Origin of the sequence: Thalassospira australica (genome assembly GCF_044790785.1) — a bacterium.
GTDB lineage: Bacteria > Pseudomonadota > Alphaproteobacteria > Rhodospirillales > Thalassospiraceae > Thalassospira > Thalassospira australica_A.
In genome coordinates this window covers 4,234,582-4,249,543 of the sequence record NZ_CP085258.1, presented here as the reverse complement: position 1 = coordinate 4,249,543, position 14,962 = coordinate 4,234,582, and the positions used below count along the sequence as shown (strand labels likewise).

Annotated in this window: 13 protein-coding genes; 1 reads left to right on the top strand and 12 read right to left on the bottom strand. The window is 51.2% G+C overall.

The genetic code is table 11. From position 1 onward, the window contains the following. Positions 1-76 precede the first annotated feature (76 nt). Positions 77-1,789: an ABC transporter ATP-binding protein gene (locus LG297_RS19720; RefSeq protein ID WP_404423335.1), complete on the bottom strand. Its 1,713-nt coding sequence runs from the start codon at positions 1,787-1,789 to the stop codon at positions 77-79. 186 nt (positions 1,790-1,975) lie between these two features. Continuing rightward, the gene (locus LG297_RS19715; protein WP_404423333.1) at positions 1,976-2,632 is read right to left on the bottom strand and encodes a hypothetical protein; all 657 of its coding nucleotides are present in this window, start codon (positions 2,630-2,632) and stop codon (positions 1,976-1,978) included. Positions 2,633-3,017: 385 nt separating this feature from the next. On the opposite strand from LG297_RS19715, the gene LG297_RS19710 reads away from it, so the two are divergent. Further along, a complete protein-coding gene (locus LG297_RS19710) occupies positions 3,018-3,665 on the top strand; it encodes a 5'-methylthioadenosine/S-adenosylhomocysteine nucleosidase (RefSeq protein WP_404423331.1) in 648 nt (215 codons plus the stop codon). Between the two features lie 31 nt (positions 3,666-3,696). On the opposite strand, the gene LG297_RS19705 is transcribed toward LG297_RS19710, so the two are convergent. The 10 genes from LG297_RS19705 to LG297_RS19660 form a co-directional block, all read right to left on the bottom strand. Further along, a complete protein-coding gene (locus LG297_RS19705; protein ID WP_404423329.1) occupies positions 3,697-5,364 on the bottom strand; it encodes a thiamine pyrophosphate-binding protein in 1,668 nt (555 codons plus the stop codon). A gap of 173 nt (positions 5,365-5,537) precedes the next feature. Further along, positions 5,538-6,074, bottom strand: a complete 537-nt coding sequence (locus tag LG297_RS19700; protein ID WP_404423327.1) for a polysaccharide biosynthesis/export family protein — start codon at positions 6,072-6,074, stop codon at positions 5,538-5,540. Positions 6,075-6,078: 4 nt separating this feature from the next. After that, entirely contained in the window at positions 6,079-7,245 is a 1,167-nt protein-coding gene (locus tag LG297_RS19695; RefSeq protein WP_404423325.1) for an outer membrane beta-barrel protein, read from the bottom strand. A gap of 65 nt (positions 7,246-7,310) precedes the next feature. Further along, positions 7,311-7,976: a sugar transferase gene (locus LG297_RS19690; protein WP_404423323.1), complete on the bottom strand. Its 666-nt coding sequence runs from the start codon at positions 7,974-7,976 to the stop codon at positions 7,311-7,313. A 70-nt stretch (positions 7,977-8,046) separates the two neighbouring features. Next, positions 8,047-9,165: an AbrB family transcriptional regulator gene (locus LG297_RS19685; RefSeq protein ID WP_404423321.1), complete on the bottom strand. Its 1,119-nt coding sequence runs from the start codon at positions 9,163-9,165 to the stop codon at positions 8,047-8,049. After that, complete coding sequence (locus LG297_RS19680) at positions 9,165-10,847, bottom strand: methyl-accepting chemotaxis protein (protein ID WP_404423319.1); 1,683 nt, start codon at positions 10,845-10,847, stop codon at positions 9,165-9,167. Before LG297_RS19680 ends, LG297_RS19685 begins: the two co-directional genes overlap by 1 nt. Before the next feature lie 37 nt (positions 10,848-10,884). After that, the gene (locus tag LG297_RS19675; RefSeq protein WP_404423317.1) at positions 10,885-12,420 is read right to left on the bottom strand and encodes a tripartite tricarboxylate transporter permease; all 1,536 of its coding nucleotides are present in this window, start codon (positions 12,418-12,420) and stop codon (positions 10,885-10,887) included. Between the two features lie 11 nt (positions 12,421-12,431). Next, positions 12,432-12,905: a tripartite tricarboxylate transporter TctB family protein gene (locus tag LG297_RS19670; protein WP_404423315.1), complete on the bottom strand. Its 474-nt coding sequence runs from the start codon at positions 12,903-12,905 to the stop codon at positions 12,432-12,434. 45 nt (positions 12,906-12,950) lie between these two features. Next, positions 12,951-13,949, bottom strand: a complete 999-nt coding sequence (locus LG297_RS19665) for a tripartite tricarboxylate transporter substrate binding protein (RefSeq protein ID WP_404423313.1) — start codon at positions 13,947-13,949, stop codon at positions 12,951-12,953. 327 nt (positions 13,950-14,276) lie between these two features. Then, on the bottom strand, positions 14,277-14,957 hold the full coding sequence (locus tag LG297_RS19660; RefSeq protein ID WP_404423311.1) for an IclR family transcriptional regulator: 681 nt from the start codon (positions 14,955-14,957) through the stop codon (positions 14,277-14,279). Positions 14,958-14,962 lie beyond the last annotated feature (5 nt).

Sequence of the window (14,962 nt, the reverse complement as noted above, 5' to 3'; positions counted from 1 at the left end):
TAATATCTTTGCTGGTGCTGTATTAGTACATTTATAGGTAAAAATTTTTTTGAATGATTTCAGATTTGATTATGCCTCATTTTGAGAAAAAAATACTTTCTTGTGATATTGTGTTGTAATCTCCAGATTTTGTAATTGTCCCGTTTTCAATGACATATATGTTGTCGCATTTTTGAACCGTAGATAAGCGATGGGCTATCATTATCACGGTAAGTGAGTGACTAATATTCTCTACCGCCTCCATTACATGTTTTTCTGTTAAATTATCTAGTGCACTAGTTGCTTCATCTAGTATTAGCAACTGTGGATTATTGTAAAGTGCTCTTGCGATCCCAATTCTCTGTCGTTGTCCGCCAGATAATCGAATACCACGCTCTCCGATATTTGTATAATAACCTTGTGCGAGCTCTGTGGTAATAAAATTGTGCAAATTGGCAACCTTTGCGGCACGTTTAACTGCAGCATAGTCGATGTATTTTTTGTCAACTCCAAAGGCAATATTTCCAGCTATCGTGTCATCCGATAGATAAATATATTGGGGAACATACCCGATTGCTCTTTGCCAAGAACGAACATTTTCTGCCGTAATTGCAACTCCATCCACACTTAATCGTCCTGAGTGGGGGTGGATTAGTCCCAAAATTATATCAACAGTTGTTGTTTTTCCACTTCCAGTTTTCCCAATGAATCCAACAGTTGATCTTGCTGGTATATTTATACTTAGACTATTTACAGCCTTTTTTGAGGTGTATGGGTAGCTGTAGCATATTTTATCAAGTTGAATATTATTCCTGATAGATATTGGTTGTAATTGTGTGTTGTCTTTATATGTAGGAGATATAGGTAGAGATACTAAATCTTGATGCAGGGATAATAGCGCAGCCCCTCCAAAGCGTAATGTTGCCAAGTTTTGATAAAATATCTGCACTGCGGGCAGTAATCGATAACCTGCAAAAGCATATAAAGTTAGAATTGGTAGGGCAGATTGAAGTTCTTTTCCATCCCGCATTAAAAAAAGAACGAGCAAAATCATACCACCAAAGGAAATAGCCTCCAGAGCAAAGCGGGGGAGTTGGCCAGACAGTTTGGATATTGCCTGATATTTTGAAAACATATGAGCGGGAACTGAAAAGCGGGTGAGAAAAGTCTGCTCCTGACCGGAAACCTTTACATCCTTAATGCCGCCGAAGGCTTCGGTGATAGCTTGAAAGCGTGCCTTGTTAGCTGCCACACGTTTGATGCTTATCCGTCCGAGCAGATTACGGAGAGCAAGATACAGTAGTCCGTATGCGCACCCTAAAATCGAGCTTATGACGAACGCAAGCATTGGATCGACAGCGACAAGTAAAGTTAAAATAGCAGTGATAACCGCAGTCTGAGCTATGCATTGCATTAAGGGTGTCATGGAGTTATTTATTGCTTGGGAAACTTCCGACAAAACGGATTTCCCTAAATCTGCGCTGTGGCGGTTTAGAAACCATTCATATGGTTGACCTAGATACCCTGATACCAAGCGACATCCAAGCGTATATTCAGCCATGGTTGTGAAGCGGACTTGGTGCCATGTTGTTAGTGCTTTGAATCCCATTGATATGATGAGAAGAGAGAAAACCAAAAGACCAAGAAAAAACAAAAATGTTTTTTGATCGGAAAAAGAAAGAAGTTGGTAAACTTGTGAAAGATATTGATTTTGATTGATAATGTCTGGATCAGTTAGTACTGCCATAAAAGGCATGATTGAAGCTATTCCGACCATGTCTAGGAAGGCCATAACTATAATCATCAGCATCAGAACAATAGCTTTCCTTCGTTCTGATTTATCAAGAAGATATAAGATTTTTCTCAAAGTATTCAATTTCTATATACCAGATAATTGTTTCAATTAATTACGCTATTTTCATCTGGATGAAAAAATGCTTCACCAGCGGGCGCGTTTTTCCTGATGTGGGGCAGTTTTTAACAGAAAACCATCCGGTCATGAGATGTTTTCCCCATCTGCAGGATATTTTGAAGCTGTGTTTTGTTGAGCGCTGCAATGATGGATACGCAGAAAAGCCGGGCTAAAGATTAGGGTTCGGCCAAATTTTACAGTCAACTCATCGAAAACCTGCTGAGGATGCCGGGATTCTGTTAATACGGCTCCGTCAAAATCCCCAATTTCTGACATGTCGCGGACAATTGGTATTCCGTGAAAGCTTTTGACATTGGTTTTGCTATCGTAAATTGCTTTAGGCTCGATTCCATACTCGCGCGCGGCAAGCAGGGCTATTTCCGCCAGTTCACCCGATCCGGCAAATGCGATCTGTGCTGCTTTTATCTGATGTAGGCGTTCGAAAATGACTTCGTATTGTCCACGCGCCAGTCGAAAAAAATCAAGCGAGGTCTCAAGATATTCAGTGACCAATCGGCTTTTTTCGGAAAAGCCTTTAGGAGTGAGATAGTATGCATAACGTTTGGCAGGGACTTCCTGCGCCTTTACAAATCCCTTTCGAACGGCACGTTTTAGTAGTGCGTTTACCAGCCCTACAGACACAGCAATACGCTGTGATAGGCGCATTTGACTGGTGATTTCTCCCTGCTCAAGAGCGGCTAGAAATTCTATCTCTGTCTTGATATCAGACTTATCGGGCATTTTCGTTCCGCATATCGTTCACAGTATGAATAATCTAATTGGTATTCCTCGTCAACTGCCCAGCCGAACCTGCCTTAGCGGAAAAGGGACTGCATTTGAAGCGGCAGATCAATCCCTTGACGAGTAGGGGGCTGGAAAGTTGAGATCAATGCTGGCATTGGCGCGGGCAGAATCTCGGTTAGTCGATGTTTTGCTCGGCTTGATGTTTACGCTGGAAATGGCTTGTTTGTGCGCGCTCGAGTAGGTAAAAGCCGCAGGCTTCAAATCCTGTCGGGTGTACCATTTTTCTCCGGAATATTTTCAAATCGGCCTAAATAAGGGCTGGCAAAGCATGCCCTGACCAGTAATCTGCATCCGGATCAACCGCAGACGAGATAGGTGGGATATGCGCGGATATCTTCATGATTTTGCCGGAACCAATGTGCTGTTCGCAATGGCGGCAAATCAGGAATATGGCCCCCATCTTGAAAAACTGTTCAAGCCGCTGATGATTGGCATTGGTCCGGTTGAGGCCGCAATTAATCTGAGCTCTGCCCTGACGGAACTTAGATTGTCGGGTGATTTACCCGATCTGGTGGTTACTCTTGGATCGGCAGGGTCGCGTACGCTTGAGCAAGCGGAGGTCTATCAGGCCTCGACTGTGTCTTACCGCGATATGGATTGCTCGGCGCTTGGTTTCGAGAGGGGGATTACGCCCTATCTGAATCTTCCGGCAGTTCTGGAATTGCCTTATCGCATTCCAGGGGTCGCGCAAGCCCGTTTGTCCACGGGGGCAAACGTTGTGTCGGGTGTCGCTTATGATGCCATTGATGCCGATATGGTCGATATGGAAACCTATGCCATTCTGCGCGTTTGCCAGAAGTTTGATGTGCCATTAATCGGTTTGCGCGGAATTTCCGATGGCAAGGAAGAGCTCAAAAAGCTTTCGGATTGGACAGCCTATTTGCATGTCATTGACGAGAAGCTAGCCGAAACCGTTGGCAAGTTGCGCAAGGCAATTGAAAATGGCGAGATCGACTTGCCTAGGCGGTAAGCGACCTCGCCGTATTTCACAGTTTGGTGGATCAACTACCTGCGCGAATTTGATCCAGTGTCTTGATCGGGGTCAGGGCCTGCGGATCAACCTGCACCTCGATAATTGCGGGTTTTCCCGATTGCACGGCGCGTTCAAAAGCCGGTCCGAAATCTTCGGTCTTGGTGACCGTTTCGCCATGTCCGCCAAAGGCAACAGCGTAGGCCGCGAAATCCGGGTTGTGCAATTGGGTGCCGGAAACGCGACCGGGGTAATTGCGTTCCTGATGCATGCGGATGGTGCCGAACATGCCGTTATTGACCACGATCACGACGATGTTCGCACCATACTGAACCGCCGTTGCGAACTCCTGACCGTGCATCATAAAGCATCCGTCACCGGCAAGACAGATCGACAGGCGATCCGGATGGGTCAGCTTGGCGGCCACAGATGCCGGAAGGCCATAACCCATCGAACCCGAAGTCGGTGCAAGCTCGGTGCGATATTTGCCATACCGGAAGAAACGATGCAGGAAGGCGGCATAGTTGCCGGCCCCGTTGGTCACGATGGCGTCTTCGGGCAGGATTTCGCGAAGCTTTGCGACAACATGCGCCATCTTTACATCGCCTGGCGTATCAAGCGGCGTCGAGAATTTCAGATATGAAGCGTGGGCCGTTTCAATCTGTTCTTCCCGTCCACTTCCATCCACCGGTTCCATCATGGCAATCGCACGGATGAATGATCGTTGGGATGCATTGATTGCGATATCAGGACGATAAACACGACCCAGTTCATCGGGGCCTGCGTAAACATGGATCAGTTTCTGTTTCGGGCAGGGGATTTCAAGCAGGCTGTAGCCGCTGCTGGTCATTTCCCCCATGCGCGACCCGACAAGGATCACAAGGTCGCTTTCGCGAATGAATTTCGCCAGTTCCGGATTGATCCCGATGCCGACATCGCCAATGAAATGGCTGTGCGTGTTCGGGATATAGTCCTGACAGCGGAAACTGGTGGCGATCGCAACATTGTTTCGTTTTGCAAACGATTTAAGGTTTTCAGTGGTTTCTGCGGTCCAACCACCACCACCAACGATCATGATCGGCCGCTTTGCATCTGCCAGTGCGCCACGGAAACGGGCGACGTCTTCGGGGGCGGTTTTGGCTTCGATCGGGACATAGGGTTTGGCATCGGCAACCTCGGCTGCCGAGGACAGCATGTCTTCCGGAAGGGCAAGTACCACCGGTCCGGGGCGACCGGAGGTCGCGATATGATAGGCGTGGCTGATATATTCAGGGATGCGGTTGATGTCATCGATCTGGGCGACCCACTTGCAAAGCGGTTCGAACATCTTGCGATAGTCGACTTCCTGGAATGCTTCACGGTCGACCATGTCCCGTCCGATCTGCCCGACCAGAAGGATCATCGGGGTGCTGTCCTGATGGGCGACATGCACGCCCGCTGATGCGTTGGTAGCACCGGGTCCTCGGGTGACCATGCAAATGCCGGGTTTTCCGGTCAGTTTGCCGTGTGCCTCGGCCATAATGGCGGCACCGCCTTCCTGACGGCAGATGATCGGGGCGATATCCGGATGGTCGACAAGCCCGTCAAGCACGGCAAGATAGCTTTCGCCCGGAACAAGATACACTCGCTCGCAGCCGTGAAGGGCAAGTTGGTCAACCAGTATACGTCCGCCGTGACGCATTTCCGCAGTATTAGACATTTGGGGCTCCCTGAAGATAGCGCATTTTCATGGTGGGGCGCTTTTGCGCGTGGCCGGATTTCAGCATGGTTAAACCGGCAGGTAAAGATGGGGTTCTTCCTGAAACACGGTTTTTCGTCAGTTTTTTATAAACGTTCCAATGGGATCAATTGGTTATTCGTGTGTAATGTGTTTTAAAAATACCGCTCGGTGATGTGGATAATATCGCCGGGCAAAACAATGCTGTGCTCGTTGGCCGGTATTTCGATACGGTTATCGTCGCGACCGCGCATGATAACGATGTCGTCGTGATCGGCGCGATAAGTATATCCGCCGCCAAGGGCGACGGCATTTAACACATTCATTCCCGAAGCATATTCGTATTCACCTGGCTCGTTTACTTCGCCAAGAATATAGACCGGGCGGAAATGGAGAACGTCGATGGATACCACAGGATTGCGGATATAGCCGTCTGCGAGGGCGTTGGCGATGGTTTGCTGTGCAGCTTGTGGTGTGAGGTCGCGTAAAGCAACCGTTCCGATCAGGGGCAGAGTGACGGATCCATCAGCGCCGACCAAAAAATCACCTGAAAGGGCTTCCTCGTCAAAAACCGTGATGCGTAGCTTATCGCCGCTATCAATCGTGTAGACGGTTTGGGCACTTAACTTTGGGACTGCAATGCCACTTGAAACAGCGAACAAAAGGATTGCAGACAGAATTATGTTTTTCATGACATCACATTTTCAGCCGAAGCGTCAGCAAAGTACGATTGCGGCGGTAATCATGGCCTGTTTCGTCTGACCGGCGCTGGTCATATCGCCAGGAACCATCCAGATCGGCGAAGCGGTTCAGTTCATACCGTATCCCTGCACCAAAGCGGGTTATTTTGTCCGCGCGTCCTGCCCCCTCAAACCGATCATGCTGATAACCACCGTTAAGCCGGATACCTAGCCAGCGGCGGAGTTCATGTTCGATACCGGCATCGAAGCTTTCGCCGATGATCCCGCTGGCGCCGGTAACGGTGGTTTCACCAATTTCACGCTTGGCACGGAAATCCAGCGCGGTCATGCGTGTAATATTCCATGTTGCTGCGGCACGAACTGAAAATCCTTCATTGGTTTGCAGGCGGGAGTCCTCATAAATTTGCGACATCCATCCTGCCCCGATATCCGCCTTGATCAGATCGGTAAGATCAAATGTCATGCCTCCCAACAAACGGTAACCGTTCGAATTGCGAAAAATGCCCTGATCGTCGGGGGTATTTGAATATTCCCGCTGGTTAAATGTGGTTTCGCCATAAGCTTCGCGGCCAAGACCCAGTTGATAGGAAGCCCGCATGATCAGTCGCAGTTCGGTGCGATCCCGATCATCATTATTGGCAATGCCTCTATTGGTGAGCGTTGTATCGTCAAAATCAAGCTGCCGCACGGCTATGGCGGTGCGGTAATGAACATCACCGGCAAAATAGCGAACCGCAATTTCAGTATTTTGATCGACATAGCTGACGGGCTCGGCCGCACCGGTCGGAATATCATCGCCGCCACGATCTTCGTGGCGTTTGGCGATGCGTAAATCACCATCGACGGCCAATGCCGGACCGATATCAAATCCGCTGGAAACACCAAGTTCGCCATCCAGATAATCATCTTCGTCTGATTGGGTGTAAAATCCTGCATCCCCAAGAGCCTCAAGCCGCAACCGGGCCCGCTGCCAATTTGATTGCAAGGTTAAGGCAGGTGCGACGCGGCTGATGACATCGGACTTTTGGTAGTTATCAGACAGAAAAATATTGTCGTTGAATTCCTCAGTCACCGATAACGACGGTACCAGATCTAAAAGGCCAAGCTGAATTGCTGCATCACGCTTGTCCTTTTGAGTTATTCCGGATTTTGCGCAAACCATAGGGATGAAACAGTTGGCAAATATAAGGCTGCCACACAGCAAAGCAATCTTAAAGCCGACGTTTTTCATCTGACGCGATATGATGACAGGGTTTCAGGGGATGTTCGGCAAGGACCATTCACCCAGCACCCCGGGCGTAAGATGGTGCAGATCAGAATGAGTATGTCACACGAGATAGATTGCCGACTGATATAGAGAATGTCACAGTCAAGGCGACTTTTCAGATCAAAATCCGACCGGATTTGACCGCGCCAGCCGTTGATTTGCGCCAGGCCTGTGATGCCGGGGCGTACCTGATGGCGTGTGTTGTAAAATGCAAAGTGCCGGGTGAAATTTTGATTGTCATCTGGCGTGTGCGGGCGTGGCCCGACAAGTGACATATCACCGCGAACGACATTGAATAGCTGAGGTAATTCGTCTAGGCCCCAGCGCCGAAGGAAGTTTCGGAATTTTGTCGGCGCCAAAGGTGTACCATCCGCGACTAACGAGTCCCAAAGAGTACAGAATTTATAAATGGTGAATGGTTTGCCAAGATATCCGATACGAACCTGTTTGAACAAAATGGGGCCATGATGTTCACATTTCAGGGCAATCGCAATCAAAAGCAGTACCGGCAATGCCGCGATCAGTAATGTTGCTGCAACTGAAAGATCGAAAAGCCGCTTCCGCAAGAGTGTTTGGCCATGCAAGCCGAATGTTCGCGAGTCCCGCCCCGAAAGTCTCGTTCGCATTATCTGTTCCCTGCCCCGAATATGCAGAAAAAGATTAGCGAATTAATCACAAGACGCCAATGCTTTATAACTAAAGGTTGTTTATCTTTTTCTGACGATATCGTTCGAACCACTTTGCCATAATCGGTGCCAGCAAGACGATTTCAAAAATGCGGACGATATGGTGGAAGGCAACGAAGCTGGGTTCAACATTCAGTGCCAACGCGATTAGCGACATTTCTGCGACCCCACCGGGCGCAAAGGCGAGAAGGACAGCAATGTAATCAAGATCCAGCCAATCGGAAACAAACCATGCCACGACACCTGTAAAGGCAAGGATAAGAACCGTTGCAAAGATCGAATAACCGGCCAGACGGGCCAGAAAGGAGAGTTTGACACCCGCAAAACGGCTGCCGATGGCGGAGCCCAGAATCAAAAGGCTTCCGGCCAAAAGCCAGTCAGGTAAATTGCCTTCGACCAAACCTGTCACATGCAAAATCATGCTGGCGAGCATAGCGCCGGTCATTTCGGCGGCAGGAATGCCGATTCTGCGAAAAATAATGACGGTTATGATCGCGCATGCCGCCGTGATCAGGCCCTCGGACATGGTCATCTGTATGGCTTCGTTATCACCATGACCGCTTGCCACGACACCGGTGATCATAAGAACAATCAGTGGGGCTGACATCACCAGAAGCAAAACGCGCAAACCCTGTGTCAGGGCAATTTCCTGTTCGTTACCGCCTGCGGCCGCGCCCAGAACCACCATCGGTGTCAACCCGCCGGGTGTGGCTGAAAAAAGAGCGGTTGCGGGATCAAGCTTTGCGACCTTGCAGTAAAACCATGTGACAACAAGGGTGATAATCGGAACATAAAGCAGCACGGCAATCATACTGATCGGCCAGCGGGCAGCCTGATCAAGGGTATCGGGGGTAAAGGATGCGCCAAGGAAAACGCCAATCACACCCAGAATGACCGAGCGAAACCGCATCGGAATGCCCATGCGCACGCGCAGCAGGCTTGCAATGAAAGTCGCCAGCATCGGCCCCATCATCCAGGCCAGTGGCATATCAATGCTGTGTGCGATCAGTCCACCAACCAATCCGATGCCAAGTGCAATGAACAGATTTTTGAAAAACTTCGGGGTGAGGCTGCCGGAAAGGCGGTTGATCCAATTATCGTTTGCAGGCTTTTCCGGCGGAACGGTCATTATGCCTCAGCCTTGTTTTTGTTGATCTGATCAAGGAAGCTGGCAATTGCGTCGCGCAGGCGGGCAGCTTCGGTATTCAGGGTATTTGTTGCCCGTGAAACATTTTCCGAACCGTTATGGACACGTGCGGTTTCTGTATCGAGCGCGCCAACCGCATCGGCAACCGTACGCATGCCACCATTGGCGTCATGAATACTGGCCGAAATGCCGTTGGTCGATGCCTGCTGTTCCTCGACAGCTGCAGCAATGGCCGCGGCGGACTGGTCAACTTCGCCGATCACGTTGGCAACCGATTCAAGGGCGCTGACAACATTGTCCGTCAGGCCACGGATTTCTTCGACCTGGGCTGAAATATCCTCGGTCGCGCGCGCAGTTTGGGAGGCAAGGTTTTTAACCTCGCCCGCGACAACGGCAAAGCCCTTGCCTGCATCACCGGCACGTGCAGCCTCAATTGTGGCATTCAATGCCAGAAGGTTGGTCTGGTTGGCAATATCTTCGATCAGGGTAACGATATCGCCAATTCGCTGGGTGGCTTCGGTCAGCTGTTCGAACAGGGCACGGGAATGTTCGCTTTCATTGCGAGCACGTCCGGCAACCTCGGCCGATCTCTGGGCCTGTTGCCCAATTTCCCCGATAGCTTCTGACAGGCTGGCGGTGGTTTGTGAAACGGCTTCGATATGGTGCAGAACCGTTTCGGAATGATGGTTGGCATCGGCGGCGCGGGCGGTTGCCGATGTTGCTATCTGTTCCATGTCGCTGGCAGAGCCGTTAAGCGAACCGAACTCGCGATCAAATCCACCAAGGGCTTCTTGCACGGCGCGCTGGAAATTATCGGTTGCCGTGACCAGCTCAAGCTGGCGTTCGCGTTCGATCTTGCGTACCCGTTCACGTTCATGGCGCAGATTTTCAGCTTCTTTTGACTGATCGCGCAGAACCGTTACCGAGCGGGCAACCACACCAATTTCATCACGGCGCTGCACACCGCGAATTTCAACATCAAGGTCGCCTTTGGAAATCTGTTCGATCAGTTCTGCCAGATCGGTCATCGGGCGTGAAATGCGGCGGGAGACAAAGACCGATACGACTGCAGCAATGATAATCACCACAATTGCGACAATGACGAATGCCTTTTGCAGTGTTTCGGCCTGCGTTAAAGCATTACCAAACGAGGAGGTTGCAACGTCGTGGGACTTTACAAGGATCTTGTCGAGAGGCACCTGAAGGGCCCTGAAAGATTCATCGGCGCGCGCGATGACTTCAAGCGCGCCATAGATGTTCATCTCGCTTTCGATCAGGAACTGGTCGACCTCGGCCATATAAGTGTTATAGGCACTGGTAAATTCATCCCCGCCGACTTCGGCCAGCCGCTCGGCAAGCGGGGCCAGTTCAGTCGAAAGCTGGCTGGCTTTTTCGCGCAATTCCGGGACGGAAGCGGCGTTGATGCCGTTTGAATCCCAAGTGAGAATTCGGAAAAGCGTTCCGTGCGCCTCGTTTAGTGCATCGCTGAGTGTGAGTGCATCGGAACGGCGTTCATAAGCTTCGACGCGAAGGTTGTTTAGCGTTTCCTTTTCGCTTTCCAGTGTCAGAACCGTTGCGATACCCATCGCAATGATCACGATCATCAGAAAAACAGGAACCAAAAGAGTTTTGGGGCCGATCGCAAGGTTATCGAGAAAACGCATTATTCATGGATCCTTCGCGTCGAAGACTGTTGTGGTCTTACATTTCACCGTCGTTGGGAACAGCCTTGCGATTGCGCAGCCACTGGCGGGTGTTCCCGATAAGCGGTGCAAGCAGGAAGGCAATGCTGATCAGCAGGATTACCAGCGTGATCGGACGTTCCCAAAGGAAGGAAATCGAACCATCGCTAATCATCAGTGCACGACGCAGGTTTTCTTCCATCATCTCGCCAAGGATGAAGCCCAGCAGCATTGGCGCCATCGGATAGTTCAAAAGACGCAGGCCAATGGCGATCGCCGCAGCCAGAACCATCATGTGAATATCCATGGTGTTAAACGTCACCAGATAGACACCGATCAGCGAGAAGAACAGAACGAACGGGACGAGTAACTGCTGCGGCAGGGCCAGCAAGCGCGAGATATAAGGGATTAGCGGCAGGTTCAGCACCAGCAGAACAATGTTGCCGATATACATCGAAATGATGACCGACCAGAAAACGTCGGGCTGTTCGACAAACAGACGAGGTCCCGGCTGTACACCATAGGAAATCAGGGCACCCATCATCACGGCCGTCGTTCCCGAACCCGGAATACCAAGGGTCAGAAGCGGTACGAACGAACCCGAGCACGCAGCATTGTTCGCGGTTTCGGGGGCAGCCAACCCGCGGATGGAACCTTTGCCAAACTTAAGCTTTTCCTTGGCCGAGGCAAGATTGCGTTCCATCCCGTAGGCCAGGAAGGACGCAATGGTCGCACCGGCACCGGGCAGCACGCCGGTAAAGAAGCCCAGAATGGATGAACGGCCAATTACCGGAACAATGGTTTTGACCTCTTCCTTGCTGAGTTTCATCGAGCCAAGATTTTTAAGCGCCTTTTGTTCATCACTCCTCGTGTCCTTGGTCGGACGCAGGATGGTTAACAGGGCTTCCGACAGGGCAAAGGTCGACATGGCCAGCAACAGGAAGCTGATACCGTCAACAAGATCCATGCTGCCGAATGTAAATCGGGCGACACCGGCTGCCGGATCGGTCCCGATGGTTGAAATCATGATGCCAAACAGCGTCATGGTAATCGCCTTCAGCACCTGCCCTTTGCCGGCAAAGGCTGAAACCGCCGTCAAACCCAGCACCATCAGGGCAAAATAGTCGGCCGACTGGAACGAAAGGGACACCGAGGCCAGCATCGGCGCGGCAATCAGCAGGAAGATTGCGGCAATCGTACCGCCGGAGAAAGAAGAATAGGCTGCAATGGCAAGTGCTTTGCCAGCCTGGCCTTTCTGGGCCATCGGATAACCGTCAAAAGCCGTGGCCACGGTTCCGGCAACGCCGGGTGCGTTGATCAGGATCGACGAGGTCGAGCCGCCAAAGATGGCACCGTAATACACACCTGCCATCAGGATCAGGCCGGTTGACGGATCAAAGCCATAGGTGATCGGGATCATCAGCGCAATTGCGGTGATCGGCCCGAGGCCTGGCAACATGCCGATAAAGGTACCGGCAAAACAGCCGACGACAACCATGACAAGGTTGATCGGCATCACAGCGGTCGAGAGACCAGATAGAATTCCATCAAGCATTTTTGTTCGCCTTAGCCCAGCAACTCGAAAATATCACCCGGTGCCAGATAGATGCCCATCAGTTGGGACAGCAGGAACCAGAATGCGACGACGATTGGAATGGATGCCCCAAGCAGGACCTTGATCCGGCGTTCTCCCAGAATAGCAAAGCCGCATGACAGGAAAATGATCGTCGAGATCAGGAAGCCGAGATATCGAATGGTCAGGCCGTAAAAAATCATCATGCCAGCAAGCAGAATAACCCTGCGCCATTTCAGACCCTGAAAGGCTGCTGAAAGGCTGCCCGCTTCTTCGCGGGCAGGCATTACAAGCTGGATAAAGGAAACCACGCCCAATACCCAGGCAAGTGCATTGGGGAGTGTCTGGGCATTGAACGGGGCATCTTCGTCACCGAAGAGAAGAGGAATATCGCTGACGTAGTAGCCATAGATCAGCGCAAGGCACAAAAAGAGCAGCGCGCCGAATTTGTCACGATTGATGGACATGGCGTGGTTTCCTTCAGAGATCTTTTTTATTGCAGGTCGAGTGGCTTATTTCAGGAAGCCAAGTTCGCGCATCAGGTCGCCAACCATTTTTTCCTGATTCTCCATGAAGGTGGAGAATTCGGCGCGCGGCTTATAGAATTTTTCCCAGCCGTTACGCTTGCGAACGGTTTCCCATTCTTCGGTTGCCTGCAGGTCTTTCAACAGCTTGGCATAGGCATCTGCTTTTTCGGCAGGAAGTGCAGGGGAGCCGAAATAACCACGCCAGTTGACGAATTCTGCATCAATACCAAGTTCGCCCAGCGACGGAACGTCCGGAGCTGCTTCGATGCGTTCGGTCGAGGTCACGGCGAGGATGCGGATCTGACCTGCCTTATGCAGTTCAAGCAGTTCACCAAGACCGGTCGAAATGACTTCGGTTTCACCCGACAAAAGGCCGGCAATTGCTTTGCCACCGGCATCATACGGGATGTATTTCACCTGTTTGGCATCGCCGCCGCCCTTCTGAACGGCGTAGGCGGCTACGATATGATCCATACCGCCACGAACCGAACCACCCCCGAACTTCACAGCATTCGGATCGGCTTTGATTGCTTCGACGACATCGGTGAAGGATTTATAGGGGCTGTCGGCCGGAACACCGAAGGCAGCATATTCTGCGACAACACCGGCAATAGGGGTCAGGTCACGGAACGACTGCGGAAACACACCGGTCAGCGAGCGAACGATGATCGGTGTCGAATTGACCATCAGGGTGTTATCAAGGCGATCAGCGGCCTCGATCATATAGGCAATGGCTTTACCGCCGCCGCCACCCGACAGGTTCTCATAGGACGCAGTGCCAACCAGACCGGATTTGGTCAGGGCTTCACCGGTACCACGCGCGGTGCTGTCCCAACCGCCGCCGGCACCACCCGGAACGATCAAGTGAATATCGTTAAATTCCTGTGCTTTGGCATCAAAGGCACCAAATGCAGCAGTTGAAACCGCAACAGCTGCTGCTGTTGCGAGAAATCCGCGACGCGAAAACATCGTCAGCTTCTTCATTATGTCGTCTCCTCCAGACACAAAAACCTTTCCTGAGCCGCCGAATGGCGGCAGGCCGATTCGTTCAGGACAAGATATCTGCAACGAAGGTCTGGCTGTGCCTGCATTCCGGCAACATGCCGGTACCCCATGACAACAAACAGCGAAAGGCCTCCCTTGCCGATAATCCTTTTTGATTATCCTTAAGCTAGGTCATGCGACCTGGCGGATCGGCAGCCGGGAGACGGTAGCAGGCAAACCTGTCACCAACCTGTCATCGCGTGAAACAGGGTGAAAAAAATTCACAGCATTTATGATAAGGCGGCAAAGACTATCGTCGTTTGAAAGTCATGCCGATAGGATCGAGCCGCATTCAATGGCATGTTTTCTCAGGGAAATCAGGGCATTCTTGCGTCTTGCGCCATCGAACCGGCTGCGTGGTCCCGATAGGGCGATCACTCCCAAAAGGCGTCTTTGGTGGTCGAGAACAGGGACGGCGATTGCCGATATATCCGGGTCGCGTTCGCCTTCGCTTTCAGCAAATCCTGCATCAAGCACCTCGATTGCACGATCATCAACACCTTCTCCCCAGGCCCGGATGACATGCCCGGCTGCACCACGGTCAACCGGAAGAATTGCACCTTCTTCCAGATGGTGACGAAGGCTGCTTGGTGAATTTTCCCTGAAAAGGCACAGGCGATTTGTGCCTTCTGCAATATAAAAAGAGGCCGTTTCCCCGCTGTCCCTTACCAGTGCGGCCAAATGCGGACGTACGGCATCATCCATTCGAAATGACCGGCGATAGATTGATCCTAATCGCCACAATGCAGGGCCAAGTCGATAGCGACCGCGCCCCGAGATTGCCAGAAATCCACGAGACTCCAATGTTCCGGCCAGTCTTGAAAGGGTGCTTTTATACATTCCTGTCCGCTCCGACAGATCCTTAAGCGACAGATCGCGATCCTGATCGGTAAAGGCATCGAGAATGATCAGGGCACGTTCGACGGCACTAACATTTTGTTCTGACATGACAT